Origin of the sequence: Labrenzia sp. THAF82 (genome assembly GCF_009363435.1) — a bacterium.
GTDB lineage: Bacteria > Pseudomonadota > Alphaproteobacteria > Rhizobiales > Stappiaceae > Roseibium > Roseibium porphyridii.
In genome coordinates, this window is the sequence record NZ_CP045354.1 from 3,529,680 (window position 1) to 3,553,873 (window position 24,194).

General features: G+C 53.4%; 21 protein-coding genes and 1 tRNA gene. 9 read left to right on the forward strand and 13 right to left on the reverse strand.

Annotated elements, in window-relative coordinates; all coding sequences use genetic code 11:
* Positions 1–4 precede the first annotated feature (4 nt).
* Genes FIV00_RS16480 through coaD form a run of 3 tightly spaced genes read right to left on the reverse strand, consistent with a single transcriptional unit; the run spans position 5 to position 1,601 of the window.
* Positions 5–478, reverse strand: a complete 474-nt coding sequence (locus FIV00_RS16480) for a peptidylprolyl isomerase (protein WP_152501763.1) — start codon at positions 476–478, stop codon at positions 5–7.
* A gap of 43 nt (positions 479–521) precedes the next feature.
* Positions 522–1,049, reverse strand: a complete 528-nt coding sequence (locus FIV00_RS16485) for a peptidylprolyl isomerase (protein WP_209007039.1) — start codon at positions 1,047–1,049, stop codon at positions 522–524.
* A gap of 45 nt (positions 1,050–1,094) precedes the next feature.
* Positions 1,095–1,601, reverse strand: coding sequence for a pantetheine-phosphate adenylyltransferase (coaD, locus tag FIV00_RS16490; RefSeq protein WP_152501765.1), 507 nt, complete (start codon positions 1,599–1,601; stop codon positions 1,095–1,097).
* Between the two features lie 165 nt (positions 1,602–1,766).
* Between coaD and FIV00_RS16495 the strand changes: the two genes are divergently transcribed.
* Complete coding sequence (locus tag FIV00_RS16495; protein ID WP_152501766.1) at positions 1,767–2,183, forward strand: phosphopantetheine adenylyltransferase; 417 nt, start codon at positions 1,767–1,769, stop codon at positions 2,181–2,183.
* 93 nt (positions 2,184–2,276) lie between these two features.
* On the opposite strand, the gene gyrA is transcribed toward FIV00_RS16495, so the two are convergent.
* Positions 2,277–5,018 (reverse strand): DNA gyrase subunit A, encoded by a 2,742-nt coding sequence (gyrA, locus tag FIV00_RS16500; protein WP_209007040.1) that lies wholly within the window; start codon positions 5,016–5,018, stop codon positions 2,277–2,279.
* A gap of 302 nt (positions 5,019–5,320) precedes the next feature.
* Here gyrA and FIV00_RS16505 point away from each other — a divergent pair, with 302 nt between their 5' ends.
* Entirely contained in the window at positions 5,321–5,956 is a 636-nt protein-coding gene (locus FIV00_RS16505; RefSeq protein ID WP_152501768.1) for a MarC family protein, read from the forward strand.
* A gap of 11 nt (positions 5,957–5,967) precedes the next feature.
* Here the strand turns inward: FIV00_RS16505 and FIV00_RS16510 are convergent, their stop codons facing one another.
* Together FIV00_RS16510 and FIV00_RS16515 are read right to left on the reverse strand one after the other, a co-directional pair.
* Positions 5,968–6,345: a hypothetical protein gene (locus FIV00_RS16510; protein ID WP_209006581.1), complete on the reverse strand. Its 378-nt coding sequence runs from the start codon at positions 6,343–6,345 to the stop codon at positions 5,968–5,970.
* Positions 6,346–6,517: 172 nt separating this feature from the next.
* A complete protein-coding gene (locus FIV00_RS16515; RefSeq protein ID WP_152501769.1) occupies positions 6,518–6,922 on the reverse strand; it encodes a helix-turn-helix domain-containing protein in 405 nt (134 codons plus the stop codon).
* A gap of 107 nt (positions 6,923–7,029) precedes the next feature.
* On the opposite strand from FIV00_RS16515, the gene FIV00_RS16520 reads away from it, so the two are divergent.
* Positions 7,030–8,043, forward strand: coding sequence for a zinc-binding alcohol dehydrogenase family protein (locus tag FIV00_RS16520; RefSeq protein WP_152501770.1), 1,014 nt, complete (start codon positions 7,030–7,032; stop codon positions 8,041–8,043).
* Between the two features lie 62 nt (positions 8,044–8,105).
* Positions 8,106–8,438: a TraR/DksA C4-type zinc finger protein gene (locus tag FIV00_RS16525; protein ID WP_209006582.1), complete on the forward strand. Its 333-nt coding sequence runs from the start codon at positions 8,106–8,108 to the stop codon at positions 8,436–8,438.
* On the opposite strand, the gene FIV00_RS16530 is transcribed toward FIV00_RS16525, so the two are convergent.
* Both FIV00_RS16530 and guaA read right to left on the reverse strand, forming a co-directional pair.
* A complete protein-coding gene (locus tag FIV00_RS16530) occupies positions 8,435–8,800 on the reverse strand; it encodes a hypothetical protein (RefSeq protein WP_152501772.1) in 366 nt (121 codons plus the stop codon). The genes FIV00_RS16525 and FIV00_RS16530 overlap by 4 nt on opposite strands.
* A gap of 222 nt (positions 8,801–9,022) precedes the next feature.
* Positions 9,023–10,597 (reverse strand): glutamine-hydrolyzing GMP synthase, encoded by a 1,575-nt coding sequence (gene guaA / locus FIV00_RS16535; protein ID WP_152501773.1) that lies wholly within the window; start codon positions 10,595–10,597, stop codon positions 9,023–9,025.
* A gap of 260 nt (positions 10,598–10,857) precedes the next feature.
* Here guaA and FIV00_RS16540 point away from each other — a divergent pair, with 260 nt between their 5' ends.
* Complete coding sequence (locus tag FIV00_RS16540) at positions 10,858–12,021, forward strand: lipopolysaccharide assembly protein LapB (protein ID WP_152501774.1); 1,164 nt, start codon at positions 10,858–10,860, stop codon at positions 12,019–12,021.
* 26 nt (positions 12,022–12,047) lie between these two features.
* Here FIV00_RS16540 and FIV00_RS16545 read toward each other — a convergent pair whose 3' ends face one another.
* From FIV00_RS16545 to FIV00_RS30110, 5 genes are all read right to left on the reverse strand, one after another.
* Positions 12,048–13,340, reverse strand: coding sequence for an RsmB/NOP family class I SAM-dependent RNA methyltransferase (locus tag FIV00_RS16545; protein WP_152501775.1), 1,293 nt, complete (start codon positions 13,338–13,340; stop codon positions 12,048–12,050).
* Between the two features lie 48 nt (positions 13,341–13,388).
* On the reverse strand, positions 13,389–14,891 hold the full coding sequence (gene guaB, locus FIV00_RS16550; protein ID WP_152501776.1) for an IMP dehydrogenase: 1,503 nt from the start codon (positions 14,889–14,891) through the stop codon (positions 13,389–13,391).
* Positions 14,892–15,025: 134 nt separating this feature from the next.
* Entirely contained in the window at positions 15,026–15,400 is a 375-nt protein-coding gene (locus FIV00_RS16555) for a hypothetical protein (RefSeq protein WP_152501777.1), read from the reverse strand.
* A 73-nt stretch (positions 15,401–15,473) separates the two neighbouring features.
* Entirely contained in the window at positions 15,474–16,184 is a 711-nt protein-coding gene (locus tag FIV00_RS16560; protein ID WP_152501778.1) for an RlmE family RNA methyltransferase, read from the reverse strand.
* Positions 16,181–17,749 (reverse strand): Ppx/GppA phosphatase family protein, encoded by a 1,569-nt coding sequence (locus FIV00_RS30110; protein WP_247649247.1) that lies wholly within the window; start codon positions 17,747–17,749, stop codon positions 16,181–16,183. The genes FIV00_RS16560 and FIV00_RS30110 overlap by 4 nt, the downstream gene beginning before the upstream one ends.
* 445 nt (positions 17,750–18,194) lie before the next feature.
* Here FIV00_RS30110 and FIV00_RS16570 point away from each other — a divergent pair.
* From FIV00_RS16570 to FIV00_RS16585, 4 genes are all read left to right on the forward strand, one after another.
* Positions 18,195–18,268: transfer RNA gene (locus tag FIV00_RS16570), tRNA-Gln, on the forward strand.
* A 140-nt stretch (positions 18,269–18,408) separates the two neighbouring features.
* Positions 18,409–20,502 carry a DUF6538 domain-containing protein gene (locus tag FIV00_RS30115; RefSeq protein WP_209006584.1) on the forward strand — a complete coding sequence of 698 codons (2,094 nt, stop codon included), beginning with the start codon at positions 18,409–18,411 and terminating at the stop codon, positions 20,500–20,502.
* A 292-nt stretch (positions 20,503–20,794) separates the two neighbouring features.
* Entirely contained in the window at positions 20,795–22,528 is a 1,734-nt protein-coding gene (locus FIV00_RS16580; RefSeq protein WP_152501779.1) for an ATP-dependent endonuclease, read from the forward strand.
* Positions 22,515–23,936 carry a UvrD-helicase domain-containing protein gene (locus tag FIV00_RS16585; protein WP_152501780.1) on the forward strand — a complete coding sequence of 474 codons (1,422 nt, stop codon included), beginning with the start codon at positions 22,515–22,517 and terminating at the stop codon, positions 23,934–23,936. The genes FIV00_RS16580 and FIV00_RS16585 overlap by 14 nt, the downstream gene beginning before the upstream one ends.
* Positions 23,937–24,194 lie beyond the last annotated feature (258 nt).

Sequence of the window (24,194 nt, forward strand, 5' to 3'; positions counted from 1 at the left end):
GGTATCAAGCCGCGTCGGCGGCGACTTTCAACGACACGATGTTGTCGGGATCGACCACTGGTTCGCCGCGTTTGATCTTGTCGACATTGTCCATGCCGTCGATTACGACGCCCCAAACCGTGTACTGACCATCAAGCCAAGGTGCATCGGTGAAACAGATGAAAAACTGGCTATCGCCTGAATTGGGATCCATGGCACGGGCCATGGAACAAGTGCCGCGGATGTGTTTTTCCTGGCTGAACTCGGCCTTCAGTTTTTGACCGGAACCGCCGGTGCCTGTTCCTTGCGGACAACCGGTCTGGGCCATGAAGCCATCGATGACCCGGTGAAACACGATGCCGTCGTAAAAGCCTTCGCGGACAAGTTCCTTGATCCGGGCAACATGCGTCGGCGCAAGGTCGGGTTTCAATTCGATAACGACCTGACCCTGGCTGGTTTCCATGATCAATGTGTTTTCGGCATCTGCAATTTCTGCCATTTCATTCACTCCTTGAGTCCTAAACAGGGCGTTGTTAAGCAGATTAGCCGGCGTCTGCGGCAACCTGCATCTTAATGATCTTGTCCGGGTTTGCAGGCGGTTCGCCGCGGGTGATCTTGTCAATGACATCCATGCCATCAACCACTTCACCGAACACGGTGTATTGTCCGTTCAGCCAGTCGCCATCGTTGAACATGATGAAAAACTGTGAGTTGGCGCTGTTCGGATCTGCTGCGCGAGCCATCCCAAGCGTACCGCGTTTGAAGGACGCATTGCTGAATTCGGCAGCAATGTCAGGAAGGTTAGATCCACCTCTGCCGGTTCCGGTCGGATCACCGGTTTGGGCCATGAAACCATCAATCACCCGGTGAAAGACGATGCCGTCGTAGAAACCCTCTCGGGTCAATAGCTTGATGCGCTCCACATGGTTGGGCGCAACGTCGGGCCGAAGTTCTATCGTTACCCGTCCATCCTTCAAGTCGAGGTAAAGGGTGTTTTCGGGATCCGCTGCGTGAGCACCCAAAACGGGAAGGATCAGAAATGACGCCAGTACGGCGAAAACAGTAAACAATCGTGACACTGGAGACTCCTAAGGTTCAGGTCAGAGGAAATTGAATCATGAACCGGGTAACGCCCGTTGTCTGAGAGGCTCGGCAACCGGCTCCGGTACAAACGCGGATATTTCTCCGCCCATTTTTGCGATTTGACGTACCAACGTGGCCGTGATGTGGCGTACTTTCGGAGACGCAGGCAAAAAAACCGTCTTGATGTCTGGTTCAAGTGTGCCGTTCATGCCGGCCATTTGCATTTCATAGTCAAGGTCCGTTCCATCTCTGAGACCGCGCACAAGGTAGGCGGCACCTTGTGTTTTGGCCGTGTTGATCACCAGATCTGAGAATGAAATTACCTCAACTCGGGCAGCTTCCCCGGGACTGAATTCAGCTCTCGCAGAGGTATGCAGCAGTTCAACGCGTTCCTCAAATGAGAATAGCGGTGTTTTTCCGGGATGAATCCCGATCGCCACCACCACCTTGTCGGCCAAGACGAGTGACTGACGAAGAATATCCATGTGGCCGTTGGTGACCGGATCAAACGAGCCGGGATAGAGCGCAATACGAGTCATGGCCTCTTCAATACTCCGGCAATACTCCACTCACAAGCCAAAGCCCCAGTACATTTGAATTTTTGCGGGCAACTGACATTTTGTGACGGTCATCACATCTGTCTTTTCTTCCATGAGGCAAAGTGAGGTCATCGAAAACAGATGGCGTGAGCAGGAGCCAAGATAATGAGGAGCTACGAAACTATCGACCGGACCGCAGATCAGACCGCGGCAAAGTCATTTATCATTCAGGCCAAGGCCGTTGATCCGGTGGCCAACTTCAAGATGGTTGCAATCTTTACGCTGGCGTTGCTGACAATGATCGCAGCGGGCGTAATGACAATGCACCCGAGCAATGCCTCGCAGGCGCAGGATCTGAACAGCCTGGCGACACAAGGCATGATGGCTACCAAAGGTGATCGTGCAGCAATCTCTCAGACAGCCAATGGCTGTGAAACACAGGCATGGGGTGCCTGGACCGAAGACTGCGCAGCAGCTTTGACTGGCGCAAGCAAGGTTCGCAACGTTTCTTTCGTCACCGTTGAGAAACAGACCCCGTCCGTAAACGAAACAATTTTGGCACGTTACCCCACGGCAAACTAAGTCTTATCACAAGACCTCCCTCCCCAACGGCAAACAGCGGCTCAGGTTCCACCCTGGCCGCTGTTGTCGTTTTAAGCGCGTCGTTTGGGTCTATCAGCCTTCCGGAGGCGTTCCGTCCGGCTCTGAGGAACTGTCATCAGCATCACTGGAGTTCGCGCTGTCTTCAGTGTTGTCACCGCTTTCAGCGCCCTCACCTTCTTCGTCGATGACGTCTTCGTCATCGACTTCCGAAATCCCCTCAACAGCCACGACTTTCTCATCGTCAGCGGTCTTGAAGACAATGACACCTTGCGTGGCTCTGCCTGCGATGCGAATGCCGTCGACAGGACACCGGATCAACTGCCCACCATCGGTGACCAGCATTATCTGGTGGCTATCCTCCACCGGGAAGGATGCGATCAATCCACCGTTTCTGTTGTTGACGGCCATCGCCGTGATACCCTTACCGCCACGGCCTGTTACCCGGTATTCAAATGACGAGGTCCGTTTGCCGTAGCCGTTTTCGGAAATGGTCAGAATGATCTGTTCGGCTGCGCTCATTTGAGCGTATCGTTCTTGTGGCAGATCGCCGGCTACAACACCGTCCTCATCCGCTCCGTTGACATTTTCATCCGCTTCCCCGCGCATTGCACGCGACAATTTAAGATAGGCGGCGCGCTCTTCCGCATCGACATCGATGTGGTGCAGGATCTGCATTGAAATGACACAGTCACCATCGGCAAGTCTGATGCCACGAACACCAACTGAGTTTCTGCCGGCAAAGACGCGCACGTCGGTAACCGGGAAACGGATACACTGGCCGTAATTGGTGGTGAGCATGACATCGTCGTGTTCTGAACATGTGTCCACACCGACAATTCCGTCACCGTCCTCCAGCTTCATGGCAATCTTGCCGTTTCGATTGATGTTGACGAAGTCAGAAAGTTTGTTGCGCCGGACGGTGCCGCGCACCGTCGCAAACATGACATCAAGATTTGCCCAGCTGTCTTCGTCTTCAGGCAACGGCAGTATCGACGTGATCTGTTCGCCCTGTTCGAGAGGCAGCATATTGACGAGTGCCTTGCCTCGTGAGGTCGGGCCGCCAAGAGGCAGACGCCAGACTTTCATCTTGTAGCAAATGCCGCGTGACGAGAAAAAGAGCACCGGCGTATGGGTGTTTGCAACAAAGAGACGGGTGACGAAATCCTCTTCTTTGGTTGCCATGCCGGAGCGGCCTTTGCCACCGCGTCTTTGTGCGCGATAAGTGGCCAAAGGAACGCGCTTGATGTAACCGCCGTGTGAAACGGTCACGACCATATCTTCGCGTTGGATCAGGTCTTCGTCGTCGAAATCAGCACCGCCTTCGACAATCTCTGTCCTTCGCGGTGTCGCGAATTCTTCCTTGATCTCGAGCATTTCCGTTCTGACAATGTCCTGAATGCGCGCACGAGAGCGCAGGATGTCGAGAAAATCGGAAATTTCCGCACCAATCTTGTTCAGCTCCTCCTCGATTTCATCACGGCCCATTGCCGTCAGGCGCTGGAGTCTGAGATCGAGAATGGCTCTTGCCTGTTCTTCGGACAGTTTGTAGGTGCCATCTTCCTGAACCATGTGGCGCGGGTCGTCGATCAAGCGGATCAACGCCTCAACGTCACGCGCTGGCCAGTTCCGTTCCATCAACTGCGCTCGAGCAGTTGCGGGATCGGGAGCAGCTCGGATCAGTTTGATGACCTCATCGATGTTTTCAACGGCAATACCCAGACCGACCAAGATATGCGCACGATCGCGTGCTTTTTTGAGCAGGTAACGGGTCCTGCGCTGAATGACTTCTTCGCGGAAAGCGACGAAGGCACGTAGCATGTCGGACAGGTTCATCTGTTCCGGCTTGCCGCCATTAAGTGCCACCATATTGGCGCCGAAAGACGTTTGCAGCTGACTGAAGCGATAGAGCTGGTTCAGCACAACATCCGGGACCGCATCTCGCTTGAGTTCAATGACGACCCGCATACCTGAGCGGTCGCTCTCGTCCCGGATATCGGAAATGCCTTCAATGCGTTTGTCGCGCACAAGTTCGGCAATTTTCTCGATCATGGTCGATTTGTTGACCTGATAGGGAATTTCCGTGACGATCAAGGCGTTGCGGTCCTTGCGAACCTCTTCGATATCCACTTTCGCCCGCATGACAACAGAGCCGCGCCCACTTTCGTAGGCGTTGCGGATACCCGACCGACCAAGAATCATGCCACCAGTCGGAAAATCCGGACCTGGAACGATCTGCATCAACTCTTCCAGCGGCATCGCCGGATTTTCCATGATTGCGATGGCAGCGTCGATCACTTCACCCAGATTGTGTGGCGGAATGTTCGTTGCCATGCCGACCGCAATACCGCCGGCACCGTTGACCAGAAGGTTCGGGAATTTTGCCGGAAGAACAACCGGTTCACTTTCCGAATTGTCATAGTTTTCCTGGAAGTCGACGGTTTCCTTGTCGATATCGTCAAGGAGCCTGTGGGCGACTTTTTCCAGTCGGCATTCCGTATACCGCATAGCCGCGGCCGGATCGCCGTCGATTGATCCGAAGTTACCCTGTCCGTCAATCAGTGGAAGACGCAGGGAAAAATTCTGTGCCATTCGGACCAGAGCGTCGTAAATCGCACTGTCGCCATGTGGGTGATACTTACCCATAACGTCACCGACCACGCGCGCTGACTTGCGGTATGGCTTATTCCACTCATAACCATTCTCATGCATCGAATACAGGATGCGCCGATGCACCGGTTTGAGACCGTCTCTGACGTCTGGAAGTGCACGCGATACGATTACGCTCATCGCGTAATCGAGGTAGCTGCTCTTCATTTCGTCGACAATGGAAATCGGTTTGATATCGGACGAAAATCCGTCCGAAGGGGTGCTGTTGTCCTGGTCGGCCAAGGAAGACACTCATTTAATTGTTATTGCTGTGTCTTTTATATCCGATTCAATCATCAGGACCAAATAAATGGCCGATTTCCGCTTGCGCAAAAATATCATGAAAACAATAACTTGCAGACAGTATACACAGGGTCGAAAAATGAATTTGCAGATGCGGGTCGTCGCAGTGTCGAAACCCCTGTAGTAAGACACAAATCAGGCCAGATTGATTGTCCGGGGTATGGGAAATGATTGACTATTACATCAACGCTTTTGCAACGTTGTTCGTCACGATTGACCCTGTCGGTTTGGCCCCGATGTTCCTGGCGATTACAGCCGGCATGAGTCAGGCGGACAGGCGCAGGGTCGCCATCAGGGCGACGCTTACGGCAGCAGCAATTCTATTGGTGTTTTACGCATCCGGTCAGACCGTACTTAATGTACTGGGTATTTCTGTTTCCGCGTTTCGCGTTGCGGGCGGCATCTTGTTGTTCCTGATCGCAATTGAGATGATATTTGGAAAGAGGCAGCAACGTAAATCGGAAACTGCCGAAAAGGCGATAGAGTCAGAGACCCATCAAGGTTCCATCCACGAGTTGGCAATTTTTCCGCTAGCCATTCCACTTATTGCAGGTCCGGCAGCGATATCTGCGATTATACTGCTGTCCAGTCAGGCACCAGACACGCTGACTTATGCGGGTCTTGGCGGTGTGATTGCCATTATCTTGTTGAGCTGCATGGGCGCTTTCCTGCTGGCTGACAAAATTGAACGCCTGTTGGGTGATACCGCACAGTTGGTTATCACCCGGCTGCTCGGAGTGTTGCTTGCCGCATTGTCTGTTCAATTCGTTGCTGACGGCATTCTTGCCTTCATTCAAGGATAAGCCCGGGCTGTTCATTGAGTGAGAGAGATCCTGAACTCCTGAGCCGCCACACCGTGGACGCTGTCTCTCGCCTTGATGACAACCTCATTGATACCGTCTGGGATTTTGACACCTGACAATGATCTCGTGAAGGGTTGCTCATTCACGTGAGGATGATGGAGAACACGTTCTCCCAACAGGTCACCGTCCGGTGTGAAAACCTGCCAGAGATCGGCATAGTGATCCCAACCGGTGTCACCATGTTCCAGCGTGACCGAAAACGTCCAGCTATCGCCCGACTTTCTGGCTTCAGCTCCGACGATCTTTACCTCACCTGCTACAGCAGTGCCGATCATCAAGGATGTGAGTATGAGTGCTGTTCCAGACAGTCGTCTCAAACCGTTTTTCATGTTCTTGAACTCCAAATGAAGACCTTTGACCGCCATCCTTGCAACGGCCATTCAAGGAGACAAAGTAAAGATTGCGTCATAGGCAAATCTGAAGTGGAAGTCGTGTCTGTGTATCCGAATTTCTTTGGTAAAGAAACCCTTTGAAACTCTTCAAATCCGCATGTTTCAGGGACTATTTGACGGTTTGCAAATGACTGTCGCGTTTGAACCCCAATGGCCAAAGCTCTTTATGACCGTTGCCCCACTCTGCGAGTGACTTGACGACAGGCTCAAGCGACAGGCCGAGTTCAGTTAGGCGATATTCTACCTTTGGAGGCACCACCGGGTAGACAGTTCGGTCGATCAAACCATCTGCTTCCATGCTGCGCAGTTGGGATGTCAGTACTCTTTGCGTGATGTTCGGCAATGCCTTTTGGAACGCGTTGAAACGCATGACATTTCGATCAAGCAACAGAAAAAGGATCACGCCCTTCCACTTTCCGTCGATGAGACTGAGAGCCGCCTCGACCGCACACCCTGGGTGACAATCATAGCTGTTCTTAAGTTCATCCTTTTTCGGAATCTCTACAGTATCCATTGTGTGTCTATCTACCATTCTTGTCAGTATGTGTTTGAATTGTACATACTTGCGTGGTGAAAGATTATGGCCAATTTGACCGGTACGCAAACATGGAGAACTACGAAATGCGTGCTATCGGTTACACAACTTCGCTGCCAGCGAGTGATCAAAGGTCGCTGGAAGAATTCAACCTGCCAAAACCAGTTGCCCAAGGTCGCGATCTTTTGGTCGAAGTCAGGGCAATCGCAGTAAATCCCGTCGACACCAAAGTGCGCATGAGGCGACAGTCTGAAAACGGTCAGCCGGTTGTGCTGGGCTACGATGCTGCAGGTGTGGTTGTTGAAGTCGGTACGGATGTTGAGGGTTTTCGCCCTGGCGACGAAGTCTATTACGCGGGCGATATTACTCGGCCCGGCACAAATTCAGAGTTTCATCTTGTTGATGAGCGGATCGTTGGAAGAAAGCCTAAATCCCTGAGTTTCGCCGAGGCTGCGGCTTTGCCGCTAACGACAATTACTGCATGGGAAGCTTTGTTCGATCGCCTGAAAGTGCAGGACAAAGTCGGCAATGGTGCCGGAAGTCTACTTATTGTAGGTGGTGCTGGCGGTGTCGGATCAATAGCAATCCAACTTGCACGCCAGTTGACTAACCTGACCGTTATCGCGACAGCTTCGCGGCCTGAAAGCCAATCCTGGGTTAAAGAGCTGGGAGCACATCATGTCTTCGATCATTCCCGAAAAATTGCGCCCCAATTTGAAGAAGCGGGCCTGAACCCACCCGGCCTAGTTTTTTCAACGACGCATACCGAGCATCACCTCCAAGACCTTGCAGAAACGATCGCGCCCCAAGGCCGGTTCCTTCTGATAGACGACCCTCAGGATTTCAGCATCATGCCGTTCAAGCAAAAGGCTGTTTCGATCCATTGGGAATTCATGTTTACCCGGTCGATGTTTCAGACGGCGGATATGGATGCACAAGGACGGTTGCTGACAGAAGTTGCCGGTCTTGTCGATCAGGGACGTGTCCGAACCACTTTATCTGACGTTGTTTCGCCAATTAATGCCGAGAATTTGCGACAAGCCCATCAACAAGTCGAAAGTCAAAAGACCGTTGGGAAAATCGTTCTCGAAGAATTCTGAGAACGCTCCCGCGCCTTGCGCGAAACACTCGTATTCGTCATCCTCATACCTGGAGGATGACGATGCCGATAGATGAAAGCTCTGTGCGCAACAAATTGCTGTCGCTGAAAGAGGAACTGGAAGCACTTAGCGAAATCTCAGAAGAGGCACGCGCACCAGTTACTCTGGATCAGCAATCAGTTGGCCGACTTTCGCGTATGGATGCACTTCAGGGTCAAGCAATGGCCCAGGCTTCCGAACGGCAGCGACGTGCGCAAATACAACGCATCGAGGCAGCACTGCACCGTTTGGACACAAAAGACTACGGGTACTGCGTTGAATGCGGAGAAGACATTGCGCCCGGTCGGCTTGCTGTTGACCCTGCTGCAGCATTTTGCATCAGATGTGCCAGTTAAACGACGTGCCGTCTAAGCCCGCTCAGGAATGATAGGATTTCTTTTTCTCTTTGCTCAATTGGAAAGTGTTGAAGGTCTGCCTCGGTCCATTTTTCTTTCCGAGAAAGCTCGTTTTCCAGAAACTCGACTGAGCTGCGTTCCTCTTTGCTAAGCGGAAGAATCTTTGAAGAGCGCAACAACGAGAGCTGTTCGTGGATGCGACGTAACACAGAAAGAGCTGCCCCCATCTGCTGTTTCAAGTGATCGTTTTCCCGCCAGGTTTTTCCATTAAAGACTTCCTGAGTGACACGCTGACCTGCCCCAAAGCAGTTGTATGTAACGCAACCGGCAAAGCCGAGTTGTGTTCTTTTTTGGAAAATCATGCATCTGTTCTGAGTGTCCAGGTTGGGACACTCCTCACCGGCAGCCTTGTCTATTCCGAAGGACTCGGATTGGTCGAACGCAAATACAACACAGCAAAGAGCAGCGCACGCTGAGCAATCGGGACTCAGGTCAATCTGATCAGCGTTGTTCTGGCAGTTTGACACCAGGATATTGCTTTCTGGTTTTCCAAGGGTTTCAAAGAGCCGTCATGCCGAAGCACGTTACTCCCACTCAATCGTACCGGGAGGTTTTGACGTGATGTCATAGGTGACGCGGTTTATACCCTGGACTTCATTGATGATACGCGTTGCGGTTTCACCAAGGAATTCGTGCTCAAACGGGTAATAGTCTGCCGTCATTCCGTCGACTGAAGTTACAGCCCGAAGCGCGCAGGCATAATCGTAGGTTCGCCCATCACCCATAACACCGACTGTGCGAACCGGCAAAATGGCAACGAAAGCCTGCCAGATTTCGTCGTAGAGCCCGTGTTTTCTAATTTGATCAATGTAGACTGCGTCGGCTTTCCGCAGGATTTCTAGTTTTTCGCGCGTAATTTCGCCAGGGCAACGGATTGCGAGCCCTGGTCCCGGGAACGGATGACGACCGATAAAACTGTCTGGCAATCCAAGCTCCCGGCCGAGTTCCCTCACCTCGTCCTTGAAAAGTTCACGCAAAGGCTCAACGAGTTTGAGGCCCATCTTTTCCGGCAAACCACCGACATTGTGGTGGGACTTGATCGTGACCGAGGGGCCGCCTGAGAAACTCACGCTTTCAATGACATCGGGATAAAGAGTGCCCTGGGCAAGATATTCTGCGCCCTCAATCTCATTGGCATGTTTTTGGAATACATCGATGAACAGCTTGCCAATGATTTTCCGCTTTGTTTCCGGATCGGAAACGCCATCCAATTCTCCCAGGAACAGTTCGGTTTCGTCTGCGTGGATAAGCGGTATGTTGTAGTGATCACGGAACATGGAAACGACTTCGTCTGCTTCATTCAGACGCAATAGGCCGTGGTCAACAAAGACGCATGTCAGTTGGTCCCCGATCGCCTCGTGAATGAGGACCGCGGCCACTGAACTGTCCACTCCGCCAGAAAGTCCGCAAATGACCTTCTTGTCGCCGACCTGCTCACGAATTTTGTCTATGGCGTCGTCTTTGTAAGCACCCATCGTCCAGTCGCCGGTGAATCCTGCAAGCCGAACAAAGTTCTCATAAAGTGTTTTGCCGTTGGGTGTGTGATGCACCTCCGGATGAAACTGGACCGCAAAAAAGTTCCGGCTCTGATCAGCCGTTATGGCAAATGGCGCATTTGCTGAGACGCCAAACACTTCAAAGCCCGGAGCCAGCTCACTGACGTGATCTCCATGGCTCATCCAGACCTGTTCTTTGCCGCTGGCAAACCAGTCCTTCAGGATTGGAAGCGGATTGCCCATCGGGGTGACGAAGGCGCGACCGAATTCAGCTGTGCCACCTCCGCCTGAAATCTTGCCACCTTCTACCCTGCCGCCGAGGTCCTGCATCATGACCTGTTGGCCGTAACAGATTCCAAGGATCGGGACACCCAGCTCATAAACCGCACTTGGTGGCCGGGGAGCCCCTTCCCTGACGACTGAGTCCGGGCCGCCGGAGAAGATCACTGCCTTAGGTCGAAATTCCTCAAGAAAGCTCTCGCTTACATTCTGATAAGGATGAATTTCGCAATATACGCTGAGTTCTCGAAGGCGCCGCGCAATAAGTTGCGTCACCTGTGAACCGAAGTCGATGATAAGTAGGCGGTCGTGATGATGGGTCATGGCCAGCTTCTATCCGGTCTTTTCTCCAAATTGAACCCGTTTTTGGCGGTGCGAATGTTCCCTCACAATATTTTTTAGGCCTCCGTCGCCCACTGCACAGAAGTTTTCATCTTTGGTCGAGTTCAAGGTCATCCGACAAGCTGTGTACGGCTGAATTTCGGTTTTGACGCCTGTCCTTTGGCTACTTAGTCTGGACTTTGATCGTGCCCGAACTGTCCAATGCCGGGCGGTGACACGGTGCACAAGGATGTCAGGCCCATATGACCGCAGCTGCCCGTAAAGCGTTTGATGACGCTGTCGCTCTTGAACAATCTGGAAACCTGGACAAGGCGCTTGTGTCTTATCTCAAGGCTCAGGAACTTGCGCCACAGGATACTGAAATTGCCTATCGAACGGCTTCAGCGCTTTTGCAGGCTGGATATCTGGAGGAAGCACAATCGCAACTGCGCAGAATTGTGTTTGCTGAACCGGAACATCTGAATGCGCGTGGAAGCCTTGGAAGTTGCCAGCTCTTGCAAGGAGATCTGGAAAACGCCCAACAGAACTTCCGCGATGTGCTTGACCAAGCCCCTGACAATCGAAATGCGCTTTTTGGTCTTGCTACGGTGCTGTTAAAAGAAGGCCGGGCGGCAGAGGCAGAGAGACTTGCAAGAAGTCTCGTTGAATTGTTGCCTGAAACACCAGCTGTTCTTGCGCTCTTTGCGGAGACACAAGGCAAGACCGATCAGGTCCCTGCGTCTATCGCAGCCTATCGCAAAGCCTTAAAGATTGATCCGGAGCATACGCCGGCGCTGATCGGCCTATCGGAGATCCTTCTGCTCAGAAAGCGATATGACGAAGTCATCGAGCTAGCCGTTCGCGCCAGCCAACTGTCTAAAACCGATGCTTATCCTTTGTCGCTGCTCTCCGATGCGCTTTCTGGCAAAGGTGCGCTTGAAGATGCGAGAGAAGCATCGGAAGCCGCGTTGCAACTGGATCCACAGTCGTTCCTGGCTACGATGCAACTGAGCATACTTTCGCGAAAGCTCGGGGATCCCGTTTCTGCACTACGTTATGCACTGGCTGCGCATGACAAGGACACAAGCGCGGCGGAACCTTTCAATGCATTGGGATCAGTTCTTGCCTCGTTGAAATACGCAACAGAAGCAAGAAAAGTTTTGACCGGTCAAACATCACAGAAAGAGTTAGAGCCAGCTGTTCGACAGTTGATCGAGTCATTGATCGCTGAAGAAAGGGATCGTGAGCTGGTACCGGAAAGATCCAAAGTTCACACCAAGTTTGAGAACGAAAGCGTTGATACCTGTCTAGACGCCGCGCAGCACCAATCAGAGACATCGACTGTTCTACTATCCAATGAGCCTTTGCGTCCGGACGTAGAAGACAAACCGAATGTTCTTGGCCTCAACCGACAAGACAGATCTTGAATTCCCAGGTCAATCCAGTCTCGAAACTAGGTTTGCTTTTTGAATACCGAAATGAAAAAACCGTCGGTACCTGTTGAGTGCGGTGTCAGCATGACAGAGCCGGTTTCTGATACGTGATCCGGCAAGGCTTTTTCCGGCAACAACTCTTTCCAGATATCGAGCGCAGACAACGCCTGAAATTCGGGGTTCTGTTCCAGGAACCACTCCGACTGAGATTGGTTTTCCTCGCGAAGAACAGAACACGTTGCATAGACCAAGCGACCGCCGTTTTTGACGTATTTCTTCGCGTTATCAAGCACATGCCGCTGATCTTTTATGCGGTCTTCGAGCGCTCTTTCCGACAATCGCCACTTTGAGTCAGGTCGCCTGCGCCAAACGCCTGTTCCAGTACAAGGCGCATCGATGAACACAAGATCCATTTGTGCTTCAAGGTCTTTCAAATCCGTACTGGCAGGGTCGCGGACCTGGATATTGTGTATGCCTGCCCGCTTCAACCGTTCATGAATAGGTGCGAGCCGAAGTCGATCGGCATCAAAGGCATAGAGTTGCCCCTTGTTCTGCATGCTTGCAGCCAGGGCGAGCGTCTTGCCACCACCACCAGCGCAATAGTCGAGTACCTGTTCGCCTGGTTCTGCCTTCGCCAATTGCGCAGCCAGTTGGCTCGCCTCGTCCTGAAGCTCAAACCATCCTTTTTGATATCCCTCTTCAGCCTGGACATGTGGCATGCGACCAAGACCGGGTTTTGCTTCAATTCGGATGCCAACCGGTGACAAAGACGAAGACTTTGCACCCGTATGAGACAGACGCTTCAAAACTTTGTCGCGGTTTGATTTCAATGTGTTGACGCGAAGATCGACTGGTGCACGCCTTGCCAAAGCTTTCCCTTCAGCAATGGCATTTTCGCCCAAGCTTGTCTCGAAACGAGACCATAGCCAATCGGGAACGTCTGCAGCTTCCGCAGGCGATAAACTTAGTTGTGTGTCTTCTGAAAGCTGTTTCTTTTCAAGTTCAGACAAAGGCGCGGGAGCGTGCCTGTCCTGAGCGAGTGCTTCTTCGAGAGCGAAGAGCCCTTTTTCCCAATTTCTGGCGTAAGTTGCCAGGACAAGCCCTCTCGGGTCGCCGGATTGCATGACGGCGCTGAGTGATGCCTTGTTGCGCAGCGCATCAAAGACCAGGTTTCCTATTACGGTACGGTCTCCAGACCCTGCGAACCTATGGGCCGTTCCCCAATCTCTTAGTGCAGCTTGAACGGGGCGATGCCGCGTTTCGACTTCCTGCAAAACTTCAATTGCAGCCGCCAGGCGTCCACCGTCTTTCATGCAAATCCCTTGTACTGCTTGCTGCGCTTATCGAGCTGCCAAACTCGATCAGACGTTTGAAGGATAATTCGGGCTTTCCCGCGTGATCGTAACATCATGTGCGTGGCTTTCCCGTAATCCTGCTCCGGAAATCTGCACGAACCTGGCCTTTTCCTGGAAATCAAGAATGTCCTTGCCACCAACATAACCCATGGCGGCACGCAAGCCGCCTGCCAACTGATGCAACACGCTGCCGAGCATGCCCTTATACGGCACCTGGCCTTCAATTCCTTCAGGTACCAGTTTGAGACTGTCTCGAACTTCGGCCTGGAAGTAACGGTCGGCGGAGCCTCGCGCCATTGCTCCCACGGATCCCATTCCGCGATATGATTTATAGGACCTGCCCTGATGCAAGTAGACTTCACCTGGGCTTTCTTCAGTGCCAGCCAGAAGCGACCCGACCATGACAGAGCCTGCACCGGCGGCGATGGCTTTCGCAAGGTCCCCAGAGAACTTGATGCCGCCATCCGCAACGACGGGCACGCCCTGTTTGCTGGCTTCTTCGACGGATTCCATGATTGCGGTCAATTGCGGAACGCCAACGCCAGCAACAATTCTTGTCGTACAGATTGAACCTGGGCCAATCCCGACTTTTACAGCGTCTGCACCGGCGTCGATCAATGCCCTCGTTGCTTCCGATGTAGCAACATTGCCGGCGAGGACCTGAACGGAGTTGGACAGTTTCTTGACCTGCCCGACCATATCCAGAACCTTCTGGGAATGACCGTGAGCCGTGTCGACCACAAGCATATCAACGCCTGCGTCAACCAGTCGTTCTGCACGCGCGAAGCCTTCTTCCCCGACACTTGTTGCCGCAGCGACCCTCAAGCGACCCTGATCGTCCTTCGACGCATTGGGGTTGAGCTGCGCCTTTTCCATATCCTTGACGGTGATCAACCCAATGCAATTGCGGTCGTCATCAACAACGAGAAGTTTTTCAATCCTGTTCTGGTGCAACAGGCGTTTGGCGTCTTCCTGGCTGACATTGTCGCTGACAGTGACAAGGTTTTCGCTCGTCATCAGTTCGTGGATTTTCTGGTTCGGATTTGAAGCGAACCGAACGTCCCTGTTGGTCAGAATTCCGACAAGTTTGCCAGTCGACTGTCCACCAGAGCCCCCATTTTCGACAACCGGAACACCTGATATGCCGAAGCGCTTCATAAGATCCAACGCTTCCTGCAATGTCGCGTCAGGTCCGATCACAAGTGGATTTACGACCATTCCAGATTCGAATTTCTTGACCATACGGACTTCTTCAGCCTGCTGATCAAGTGACAAGTTGCGGTGAACGACTCCGATGCCACCGGCCTGCGCCATGGCGATTGCCAGCCGGCCTTCAGTGACTGTGTCCATTGCAGACGAAAGAATCGGAATATTCAATTCCAGATCACGCGTGACCTTCGTTCTCAGGTCAACGTCACCAGGCATGACTTCAGAGTGGCCGGGTATCAGCAAAACATCGTCAAATGTCAGGGCTTGCTGTCCGGTAGACGGGACAAAGAATGATGCCATGGCCAATTCCCCTTTATGAAAAATAGCTGAAACACCGGTCGTTCTCATTGAACGCCAGCATCTGTTGAGTCGCTTCGGCTGTGCCGGAGAAGTTGGCGCGGGTCAATAACACGCAGGTGACAGAATGAAAAGGGTCATACGCATTCCGAGGAATTATCCCCAGTGAGGTCTGCCGCGAGGGCGGCAGTGACTGCTTTGCTCAAATAACCATATTGCTGGTCGTTCGTGTCGGCCAGAGCCTCTTCCCTTGAGGCTGGAATGTCATCGTAAACGATCGGATACTCAAATTGAGCTTTTGTAAAGTCGTAGCGTTTCCCGTCGATCAAGTTGTAAAAATGCCAAGTCAGTCCAAAGCGGGTTTTGACGATCAGAGCATTCAAAATGTCATTCGCGACAAGGGCTGTTACGCCACATTGACCAGCTGTAGGTGTTTCCTCTGACCAAAGAGTGCTGGATTCAAGGCTCCATGACTTTTGAAGTGCCCTTTCGAAGTCTTCTGTCTTTGTCATCGCAAAGGGTCCCGGAGATATGGTCAAGTTCGTCCAATCAACGCTTCAAAGTTTGATCTCCTTGACAGTCACATTAGGTCTTCGATCCAGGCTCTATACCTCTAAAGCCTTTTGCAATTACATATAGTTCCGGGCTTTCCTTGCGGCTTGCCGGCGGTTTCAGATGTGCGACGGTTTTGAAATCCCGTTTCAGATCCCGCAGGAGCGCGTTTTCCGTACCGCCCCTGAATACCTTCGCCAGAAATGATCCTCCTGGAACCAGGTTTTGACGTGCAAAATCAACGGCGATCTCAAATAGATGAGTTGTCCGAAGGTGATCGGTTTGCTTATGACCGGTTGTTGGAGCCGCCATGTCAGACAGGACGACATCGGGTTTTTGTCCCCCAAGAGCCTCCATCAGCACGTCCGGTGCATCATCATCCAGAAAGTCTTTCTTCAGGAAGGTTGCACCCCGGACATGGTCCATATCCAGGTAATCGATCCCAACCACTTTTGGGGCCTCGATGCTTGATTGAACCCGCTGAACGGCAACTTGACACCAACCTCCAGGCGCACAGCCAAGGTCAACCACACGGTATCCTGGCTTAAGGAGCTTATGCTTGTCGTCGATTTCAATCAGCTTATAGGCTGCTCTGGATCTATAGCCGTCGATCTTGGCGCGCCGCACATAGGGATCATTCAATTGACGCTCCAGCCAGCGCGTGGACGATTCCCGCCGTCCAGCTGCGGTTTTCACCTTGACGTGGAGCCCGCGATCTCCAGATCCTTTTTTTGAACGGCTCATACTCTGTTTCCTTGGCGGCCACGATCGAAACGCGACCTCGATCTACGACGCGCCCAAACTCCATCGGCCGCCATTAACTCGGTCAGGATCCCCTCACGCAAACCCCGGTCGGCAACTCTCAGCCTTGGACACGTCCAACGCCGCCGAATTGCTTCCAGTATTGCACAGCCTGCCAGCACGAGATCAGCGCGATCCGCACCGATGCAAGGGTTCTCCATGCGCGCCTCATAAGGCATGTCGCGAAGCTCATCAATCATTCTGGAAACATCGCTGTCGTCGAGCCACGTTCCGTCGACCCGGCGCCGGTCATAGCGCTTAAGCCCGAGATGGACACCTGCCAGCGTCGTCACCGTACCAGAGGTGCCAAGCATATGAACCCGCCCGGAAGCGATTGCTTCAGTAAGGTTGTTTGCAAGACTGAAAGCGGCAAGGTGGTCTGCTGCGTCTTCAACCATCGCTTCGAAGATATCTGGTGTGACATGAACGCCGCCGTGCCGTTCCGCCAGATTTACCACTCCAACTGGTAGCGAAATCCAGGATCTAATGAAACGTGTCAGCGCATAGCCGCGGGCGCCGCATCGGTTGCGAAGATCCAGCCAGACTATTTCGGACGATCCGCCGCCGATATCAAACAGAATGACGCCATCTGCTTCGTGGTCGACAAGCGACGCGCATCCGGCAACTGCCAGTCGTGCCTCTGTTTCCCTGTTGACCACTTCCAAGGCCAGGCCTGTTTCCGTTTTCACCCGGTCAATGAACTCTGACCCGTTTTCAGCTGCCCGACACGCTTCCGTCGCAATCAGCCTTGAGCGCGCCACACCGCGGTCAGAGAGTTTTCGATGACAATTTGCGAGCGCTTCTATTGCCCGGTCCATCGCCGCATCGCTTAGCCTCTTTTGTGAGTCGACGCCTTCGCCCAGTCGAACAATCCTGGAATAGGCATCGACAACACGAAACCCACGCTCTTCCGGCCTCGCAATCAGAAGACGACAATTGTTGGTGCCAAGGTCCAGTGCGGCATAAAGCGGACTGTTGTTTTGTCCATAAGGCGTTTTTTGGCGAAAACCTTGCGTTCTTTTCGGTCTTTGAACCTCACCACTTGCAGAGGGGCCCCGATTATCGGATTTTGTCTCGGGCCTTTGCTTCGATTGTGGCTTCAGGCTTTCTTCGCTCGAACCTGAGAACCTTTGCGAAGCTAAGTCACCGGACTGATCAGCACCTGTAGTCCGTTGCTCGACACCTTGAGTGTTGCGCGCTTGCCAGCGTTTACGGCCTCGCCGCCTTGCTGCTTTCTTTCCCTTTGGACTGGTGATTCCCTCCCCACCCGTTTGCGGTTGCGAGGAAGAATTCAGGTCAGGAGTGCGCTGTTGATGATGCGTGCCGGTAGCCAGTTCTGGTTGGTTTTTTGCACGCCCGCGTCGGCGCTTTCTGCGCCGTTTTTGTGTCGACGACAGACCTTCTTCATCAGGCGAAGGTTGTGCCTGCTTGCTGTGCGATGTGCTGATGGATCCGGAGACAACAAGGGTCGGGCTTTGACCCGTCCCTTCAACAGACGCAGCCGCCACACCGTTCTGTGTGACGGGAGAGCCTTTTGGACCACTGCCAGAACGACGCTTACGGCGCCTTCTGCCCGTGGTCCGGAGCTCAGAAGAAGCTCCGCTGTTCCCGGACTCATCAGGGATACCACGCCCGGAATCGGGCGGTTCCTGACCTGACTGAGTCACTTTTTGCCTTTCAGGCCGCCGCCGCAGCCTACATGTTTCCATGGGCGCAGCTCACAACCGTATCTATCGTTGTAAAAACTGTAACAGGTTGAACGCGGATGGAAAAGAACTTCCGAGACCGGAACCAGCTGGAGCGGTGTCAGCACCGCTGTCTGTACGAATTCATAAAAAAGTCAAAAACGGGCCTTGCAAAAAAGAATATGATGGATGTATATGCGGCTCACTTGATCGAAGTGGCACAATGCTCTGCTTCGGACAATCGCCAAGCTCACAAAATGAGCCGGAATGGGGAATAGGTTAACGGTAGACCCACGGACTCTGACTCCGTTAGTCCTGGTTCGAATCCAGGTTCCCCAGCCAACTGCTTTTCAAGTTATTGATATTATTGAGATAATCGGCATTACAAAGCCGTGCTCTCAGTCGATTCGACCAACTGATGCCCAAAACTGGTCCCCGGAACTGGTGCCCAAAGGCACCGTCCGGCAAAAGGAAAATGGGCAATGGCTCGTCGACACGACGTTCAAAATCTCCTGCGTCGCGGAAACATCTGGTACTGGCGCCCTCGCCTTCCGGTGGCGCTTTCTCAATCAGACCTTAACCGGAAGCTGTCATTCAGCCTGAGACAAACGGATCACAACCGGGCAAAATTCATGGCGAGGCGCCTGAACACGATGCTCGCGGAAATGAGGTTTCGACCGGATTTGAAGACGACACGGCAGGACGCTTTTAACGCACTTTTCAAGGCTGAAATCGAGCGTATGAACGAGCTGATGGACGATCTCGTCATCGCGGCAAAAGCGACGGGAAACCTTCATAAGCCAACCCATCTGGAAGCCGATCTCATGACCGGCTGGGCTTTCCGTTTGCTGGAAGAGTTTGGAACAGCAATCGATCTGTCGTTTGATGAGGCATGCCAGGGGCGACAATTTCTTCTGCAAAACAACGTCCCAAACGACTTCGTGCCAATGATCGCCGAAACATTTCGTCAGGAACGCCAATTCGCTCGCTCGCGTATGTTCGAGGTGCCGCTCAAGCAGGAAATGGCAGAAGTCGGACTTGAGATAAATCGACTCAATCTGGAACGTTCCCGCTCGGAAGTATTTCGTGCGAAAGCCGACGTTCTTTTGAACACAGGATCACGCTATCGCCTACTCCAGGTGGCATCCTCCGAGCAAGGTACAGGCGACCAGGCAGCCGATTTACACGTTGCCCCTCAAGGAAGCGGTGGGTTGAACACATTGCAAGATGTATCATCCGCCGAGACCTCCGATAATCCGCGGACCGATGAGAACAGTGTTCCGTCAGCTAACGCGCCGTCTATCAAGCCGACAGAGCCAGAAGACGAAGTATTGCCTGACGGACGCCAAGCACGACTACCTGTCTCGGAATTTCTCGACCTCTTTAAGGTCTACAGGCGCAACAAGGCCGTGGAATGGAAGAGCGAGACCGCGAACGACGTCCGGGTTGCGATTCGATTGTTTCAGGACGTCCTGGTCTTCCATGGCGTTGAACATACAGGTGAAATCAGGCAAGCACATCTCGCCGCCTTCCGAGACCTATTGAGCCTTCTCCCTAAAAATTACGGTCAAAGCTCCCGTTTACGAGCACTGAGTTTCATTGAGCTGAAGGCCGTTGGCGAAAGGATGCTGGATGAAGCCGACGATGACGATGCCGCAAAGGTTGGCTTTAAGGCACAAACGGTCCGCAAACATTTGGGTAGCGTCGACGGATTCCGTGACTTCCTCGCAGGCCGAGGGCACCAGATCATCTCCTTTGAAATGAATGGCATCCGACCGAATAAAGTTCGCGCGTCGGAGATAGCGTTGCTCACTCCGAAACCTGGACCCGACAAAACAGAAGCAATGTTCGCGATGCCAATTTTTTCGGGAGCCAGATCGGAAATCCAGCTAAATGAAACCGGTTCCCTAACGCTGCATAATTCGCTCTATTTCTTGCCCATGTTGCTGGTCTATCTGGGAATGCGGCGTGCCGAAGCAGCGGGATTGCTCGTCGATGAAATCGTAAGCACACCAGATGGGTGGGCTATCGAAATCAAAACAAATGAAATCCGTGGTCTAAAGAACCATCAGTCGACAAGAATGCTTCCTGTTCCACAGGAGATGTTGCGATTGCGTTTCCGCGACTACGTCGAAAAAATTCGGTCACTTGGATATCGCCCGTTGTTTCCCGAGCTCGTTAATCCCTACGTGAAAAAAGGTGATCCAGGAGATCGGTTCTATAAAAATTTCAATCCTCTTTTTGTCAGCAACGCGGCCAACGGTGGTCCGAGCTGGATCCGTGTCATTCATGCGCTTCGGCACGGGCATGCGGATACGCTGAAGCAGAACGGCATCTCCCCGGAGCTGATCGAAGACATTCACGGCCGTGACGGTGCCAGCGAAACCGGCATTCGCTACACGAACCCGGCAGGCCTTCCGCTCTTGAAGGATCTCCTCACAAAATATCCGGTGGTGACCGGACACCTGGAGCCGCAGCCTATAAGGTTGCTCAGCTTCGTAAACGCTCGGGAGCCCGCGCCCTGGTTTGAGGATCCCGATGAGAAACGCGGACGCCGAGGAAATCGTACAAAATGACGATCCCAACTTGGGCGGTCATCTTTGGGAAACTTTTTGACTGTTGTGCGTCCCCGAAGAGGACGTTTCGAACCTCAGGTGCGCACCCTGAAAACTGACGTTCGTTGCGGAGCTGCTGAATGCCCGTAGATGGCGGGACGGAACCCAGCTGGAAAGGGTGACGGTAGACTCCGATAGGCGGTTGAGGGCAAGGGAAGGCTTTTCCACCACAATTTTAAGATGATACTACTTTTGAGTGTTGCTAGAATCGACGCGCCATAAGGCCGCTAAAAGATGGGAAGAGTAGTGATAAATGTCTCGGATCAGAAAAGTAGAAATTGAGAACTTCCGAGGCATTCAGAACCTCTCCTGGCTGCCGTCAAACGGCATTAACTGCCTTGTCGGCCCTGGTGACAGTGGAAAATCAACCGTACTTAACGCGATTGACTACTGTCTGGGCGCACGCCGTAACCTCCAGATGGCCGACGCCGACTTTCACAACCTTGATGTTGATACACCCATTCAGATTACGCTCACTATGGGTGCATTGGACGACGCGCTCAAGAGCATGGACAGCTACGGCATGTTCCTGCGCGGCTTCACCAATGAGACTGGTGTTGTTGCAGACGAACCTGAAAAGGACGCTGAGACAGTCCTTACGCTGCGCCTGAAAGTTGAGGGCGATTTGGAGCCATCCTGGTCATTGGTCTCTGAACGCGCTGAAGCTCAAGGATTGACTCGTAACCTGTCATGGGCGGACAGGGCACGCCTTGCGCCAACCCGTATTGGCGCCTTCGCTGATCTCAATCTCGGTTGGCGTCGGGGATCTGTGCTCAATCGTCTGAGCGAGGAGCGTGCCGACGCCTCGGCCGCAATCGTCAAAGCGGCACGGGAAGCAAGAGCCGCTTTCGGCGATGACGCAAAGGAGCAGCTTGGCGACGCACTCAAAATTGTGGCGGACACGGCCAAATATCTTGGCATCCCCGTTGGCGACGAGGTTAAAGCTATGCTGGACGCGCATTCGGTATCGGTGACCGGCGGCACCATCTCCCTGCACAATGAAGCGGGCATTCCGCTTAAAGGCTTGGGGAACGGGTCCACGCGGTTGCTGATTGCCGGGCTGCAACGAATGGCAGCTCAGTCATCATCAATCATCTTGATCGATGAATTGGAGCATGGTCTTGAACCGCACCGCATCATGCGGTTACTGGATTCACTCGGCGCAAAGGAAGCAGACGAGCCGTTGCAGGCCTTCCTGACAACTCATTCCCCGGTCGCACTTCGGGAGTTGGGTGGCCATCAGCTCTTTGTGATGCGCGGCCATGACGATCATCATGACATTCTCAAAGTCGGCACTGACAGTGCTGTTCAGGGGACCATTCGCTTGTACCCCGATGCTTTTCTGGCAACGTCTCTTGTTGTCTGTGAGGGTGCAACCGAAGTCGGCTTCCTTCGAGGGCTGGATCAGTATTTCGAAGGTCAGGGACAGGTTTCCATCGCGGCGCACGGTGTTGCCCTCGTCGATGCCGGAGGTGGCGGACCAAACGACGCTTATCGTCGTGCTACACCAGTGAGATCACTGGGCTATCGCATTGCCATTCTGAGAGATGACGATCAGAAACCGGAAGCAGAGACCCATCAGGCCTTCGTAGACGGAGGCGGCGCTGTCTTTACCTGGCGCGATGATCGCTGCCTTGAGGCGGAACTGTTCAGGAGCCTGACTGACGATGCGGTCGGCAAGCTGATTGATCTTGCCATCGAACTGCATGGCGAGGACGTGATTGGCGGGCACATTCAGTCACGAGCGACAAACGGTGAAACGCTGACCGGCATCCAGACCGAAGCCCTGATTAATGGCTACAGCCCACAAACACGGGCTGTCCTAGCGAGCGCCTCCAGCATCCGCAAAAAGGGCTGGTTCAAACAGCTCGGCTGGATGGAACAGGCGGCGCGGGAGATTATCGGCCCTGACCTCCAGAACGCGGATGCGGATTTCAGAAGCGCCGTAGCGGCAGTGTTTGGGTGGGCTGGCAATGCCGGAACCTGAAATTGATTTGCTGGCGATAGACCGGGGTACCGTTACCGCTCCGGCAGGCTGCGGAAAAACTCATCTGATTGCCGAAGCCCTGACCCGCCATACCGGCCCGAAGCCGATCCTGGTGCTGACCCACACGAACGCGGGCGTTGTGGCCCTTCGCGGACGTTTGGACAAGGCAGGGGTTCCATCCCAAGCCTATCGGCTTTCAACCTTAGACGGTTGGGCAATGAGGCTTATCTCCATGTTTCCACAGCGGGGCGCTTATGACCCGAATATTCTGAAACTGGCGAACGCCGGCACTGACTACCCAAACATCCGTGTCGCCGCCGTCAACCTTCTGAAAGCAGAGCACGTCAATGACGTGGTCGCTGCCAGTTACGCCCGACTGATTGTCGATGAATACCAGGACTGCTCAATTCGCCAGCATGCGGTTGTCGCCAATGCGGCGCAAACCCTGCCAACCTGTGTTCTGGGCGACCCCATGCAGGCAATCTTTGGCTTCGGCAGTGACCCACTTGCCGATTGGGACAAGAACGTATGCAAGTATTTTCCCGTTGTCGGGGAACTGGAAACCCCATGGCGTTGGATAAACGCCGGCAAGGAAGACTTCGGACACTGGCTTTTGGATGTGCGCAAAAATCTCCTGAACGGCGAAGCGATTGACCTGACGACCGCACCTGAAGAAGTCAGCTGGGTTCATCTGGACGGGACGGAGGACATGGCGAGGCAAATGCTGGCAGCGCGCACTGCACCTCCGACAGCAGACGGTCGCGTCCTAATCATCGGACGCAGCACTAGCCCACAAAGCCAACGGGATATGGCAAGCCGCACACCTGGTGCTGTGACTGTTGAAAACGTCGATCTTCGTGATTTCGTCGACTTCGCAAAGCGCTTCGACATTACTGCTGCCGACGCCTTCTCCAAGCTCGCTGCTTTCGCGGGTGACGTCATGACCAATGTCGGCGCACCCGACTTAATCACTCGCGTCGGATCACTACAACGGGGCACCGCACGCAAAGCGCCGACAGACACCGAACAAGCGGCCCTCGCCTTCTGTGCCGCCCCCACCCCCAAGTCAGCAGCCAACTTGCTGATTGAGATCAACAAGGAAGGTGGTGTCAGGCTACATCGCCCTGCCGTTCTTCGTGCCTGTATGAAAGCGCTGGAGCAATGCGACGGCACCGAAGGGAACACCTTTTACGACGCAGCTGTCCGAATTCGCGAACAAAACCGCCTTATCGGGCGGCCATTGGCGAAACGCTCCGTCGGCAGCACTCTGCTGCTCAAAGGCCTGGAAGCCGATGTCTGCGTAATCCTTGAAGCCCACGACCTCAATGCAAAGAACCTTTATGTCGCAATGACTCGCGGATCGGCCAAGTTGGTACTGTGTTCTAGGTCGAGCCAAATGCAGTCTTAAACTTTTACGGGGTTGCTGCCGACCTGGGACCTATATCTTTCCAACCTTGCTGGATCACATCCGATCCAACAGCGGGAATAGGCAGCACTTTCGGCATTAAGATTCTCCACCTCATTATCTTTGGCCAAAAAAGCTACCGTAGGCTTGCTCACCTAGAATGACCGCTTGAGTGACTTTGCGGAGCGAAACCCGACTATCCGCTCACGGCCCATTTCAGTCATTCCTCAATGCCGGAGAGCCTGGCGAATGACACACGCC

Excerpts from the sequence above, each read along its gene's own strand:
- FIV00_RS16505 (WP_152501768.1), top strand. The coding sequence starts at position 5,321 with ATGATTGACTATTACATCAACGCTTTTGCAACGTTGTTCGTCACGATT.
- FIV00_RS16495 (WP_152501766.1), top strand. The coding sequence starts at position 1,767 with ATGAGGAGCTACGAAACTATCGACCGGACCGCAGATCAGACCGCGGCA.
- FIV00_RS16510 (WP_209006581.1), bottom strand. The coding sequence starts at position 6,345 with ATGAAAAACGGTTTGAGACGACTGTCTGGAACAGCACTCATACTCACA.
- FIV00_RS16560 (WP_152501778.1), bottom strand. The coding sequence starts at position 16,184 with ATGAGCCGTTCAAAAAAAGGATCTGGAGATCGCGGGCTCCACGTCAAG.
- FIV00_RS16545 (WP_152501775.1), bottom strand. The coding sequence starts at position 13,340 with ATGAAAGACGGTGGACGCCTGGCGGCTGCAATTGAAGTTTTGCAGGAA.
- FIV00_RS16555 (WP_152501777.1), bottom strand. The coding sequence starts at position 15,400 with ATGACAAAGACAGAAGACTTCGAAAGGGCACTTCAAAAGTCATGGAGC.
- FIV00_RS16520 (WP_152501770.1), top strand. The coding sequence starts at position 7,030 with ATGCGTGCTATCGGTTACACAACTTCGCTGCCAGCGAGTGATCAAAGG.
- FIV00_RS16525 (WP_209006582.1), top strand. The coding sequence starts at position 8,106 with ATGCCGATAGATGAAAGCTCTGTGCGCAACAAATTGCTGTCGCTGAAA.
- gyrA (WP_209007040.1), bottom strand. The coding sequence starts at position 5,018 with ATGAAGAGCAGCTACCTCGATTACGCGATGAGCGTAATCGTATCGCGT.
- FIV00_RS16530 (WP_152501772.1), bottom strand. The coding sequence starts at position 8,800 with ATGATTTTCCAAAAAAGAACACAACTCGGCTTTGCCGGTTGCGTTACA.
- guaA (WP_152501773.1), bottom strand. The coding sequence starts at position 10,597 with ATGACCCATCATCACGACCGCCTACTTATCATCGACTTCGGTTCACAG.
- guaB (WP_152501776.1), bottom strand. The coding sequence starts at position 14,891 with ATGGCATCATTCTTTGTCCCGTCTACCGGACAGCAAGCCCTGACATTT.
- FIV00_RS30115 (WP_209006584.1), top strand. The coding sequence starts at position 18,409 with ATGGCTCGTCGACACGACGTTCAAAATCTCCTGCGTCGCGGAAACATC.
- FIV00_RS16580 (WP_152501779.1), top strand. The coding sequence starts at position 20,795 with ATGTCTCGGATCAGAAAAGTAGAAATTGAGAACTTCCGAGGCATTCAG.
- FIV00_RS16585 (WP_152501780.1), top strand. The coding sequence starts at position 22,515 with ATGCCGGAACCTGAAATTGATTTGCTGGCGATAGACCGGGGTACCGTT.
- coaD (WP_152501765.1), bottom strand. The coding sequence starts at position 1,601 with ATGACTCGTATTGCGCTCTATCCCGGCTCGTTTGATCCGGTCACCAAC.
- FIV00_RS16540 (WP_152501774.1), top strand. The coding sequence starts at position 10,858 with ATGACCGCAGCTGCCCGTAAAGCGTTTGATGACGCTGTCGCTCTTGAA.
- FIV00_RS16515 (WP_152501769.1), bottom strand. The coding sequence starts at position 6,922 with ATGGATACTGTAGAGATTCCGAAAAAGGATGAACTTAAGAACAGCTAT.
- FIV00_RS16480 (WP_152501763.1), bottom strand. The coding sequence starts at position 478 with ATGGCAGAAATTGCAGATGCCGAAAACACATTGATCATGGAAACCAGC.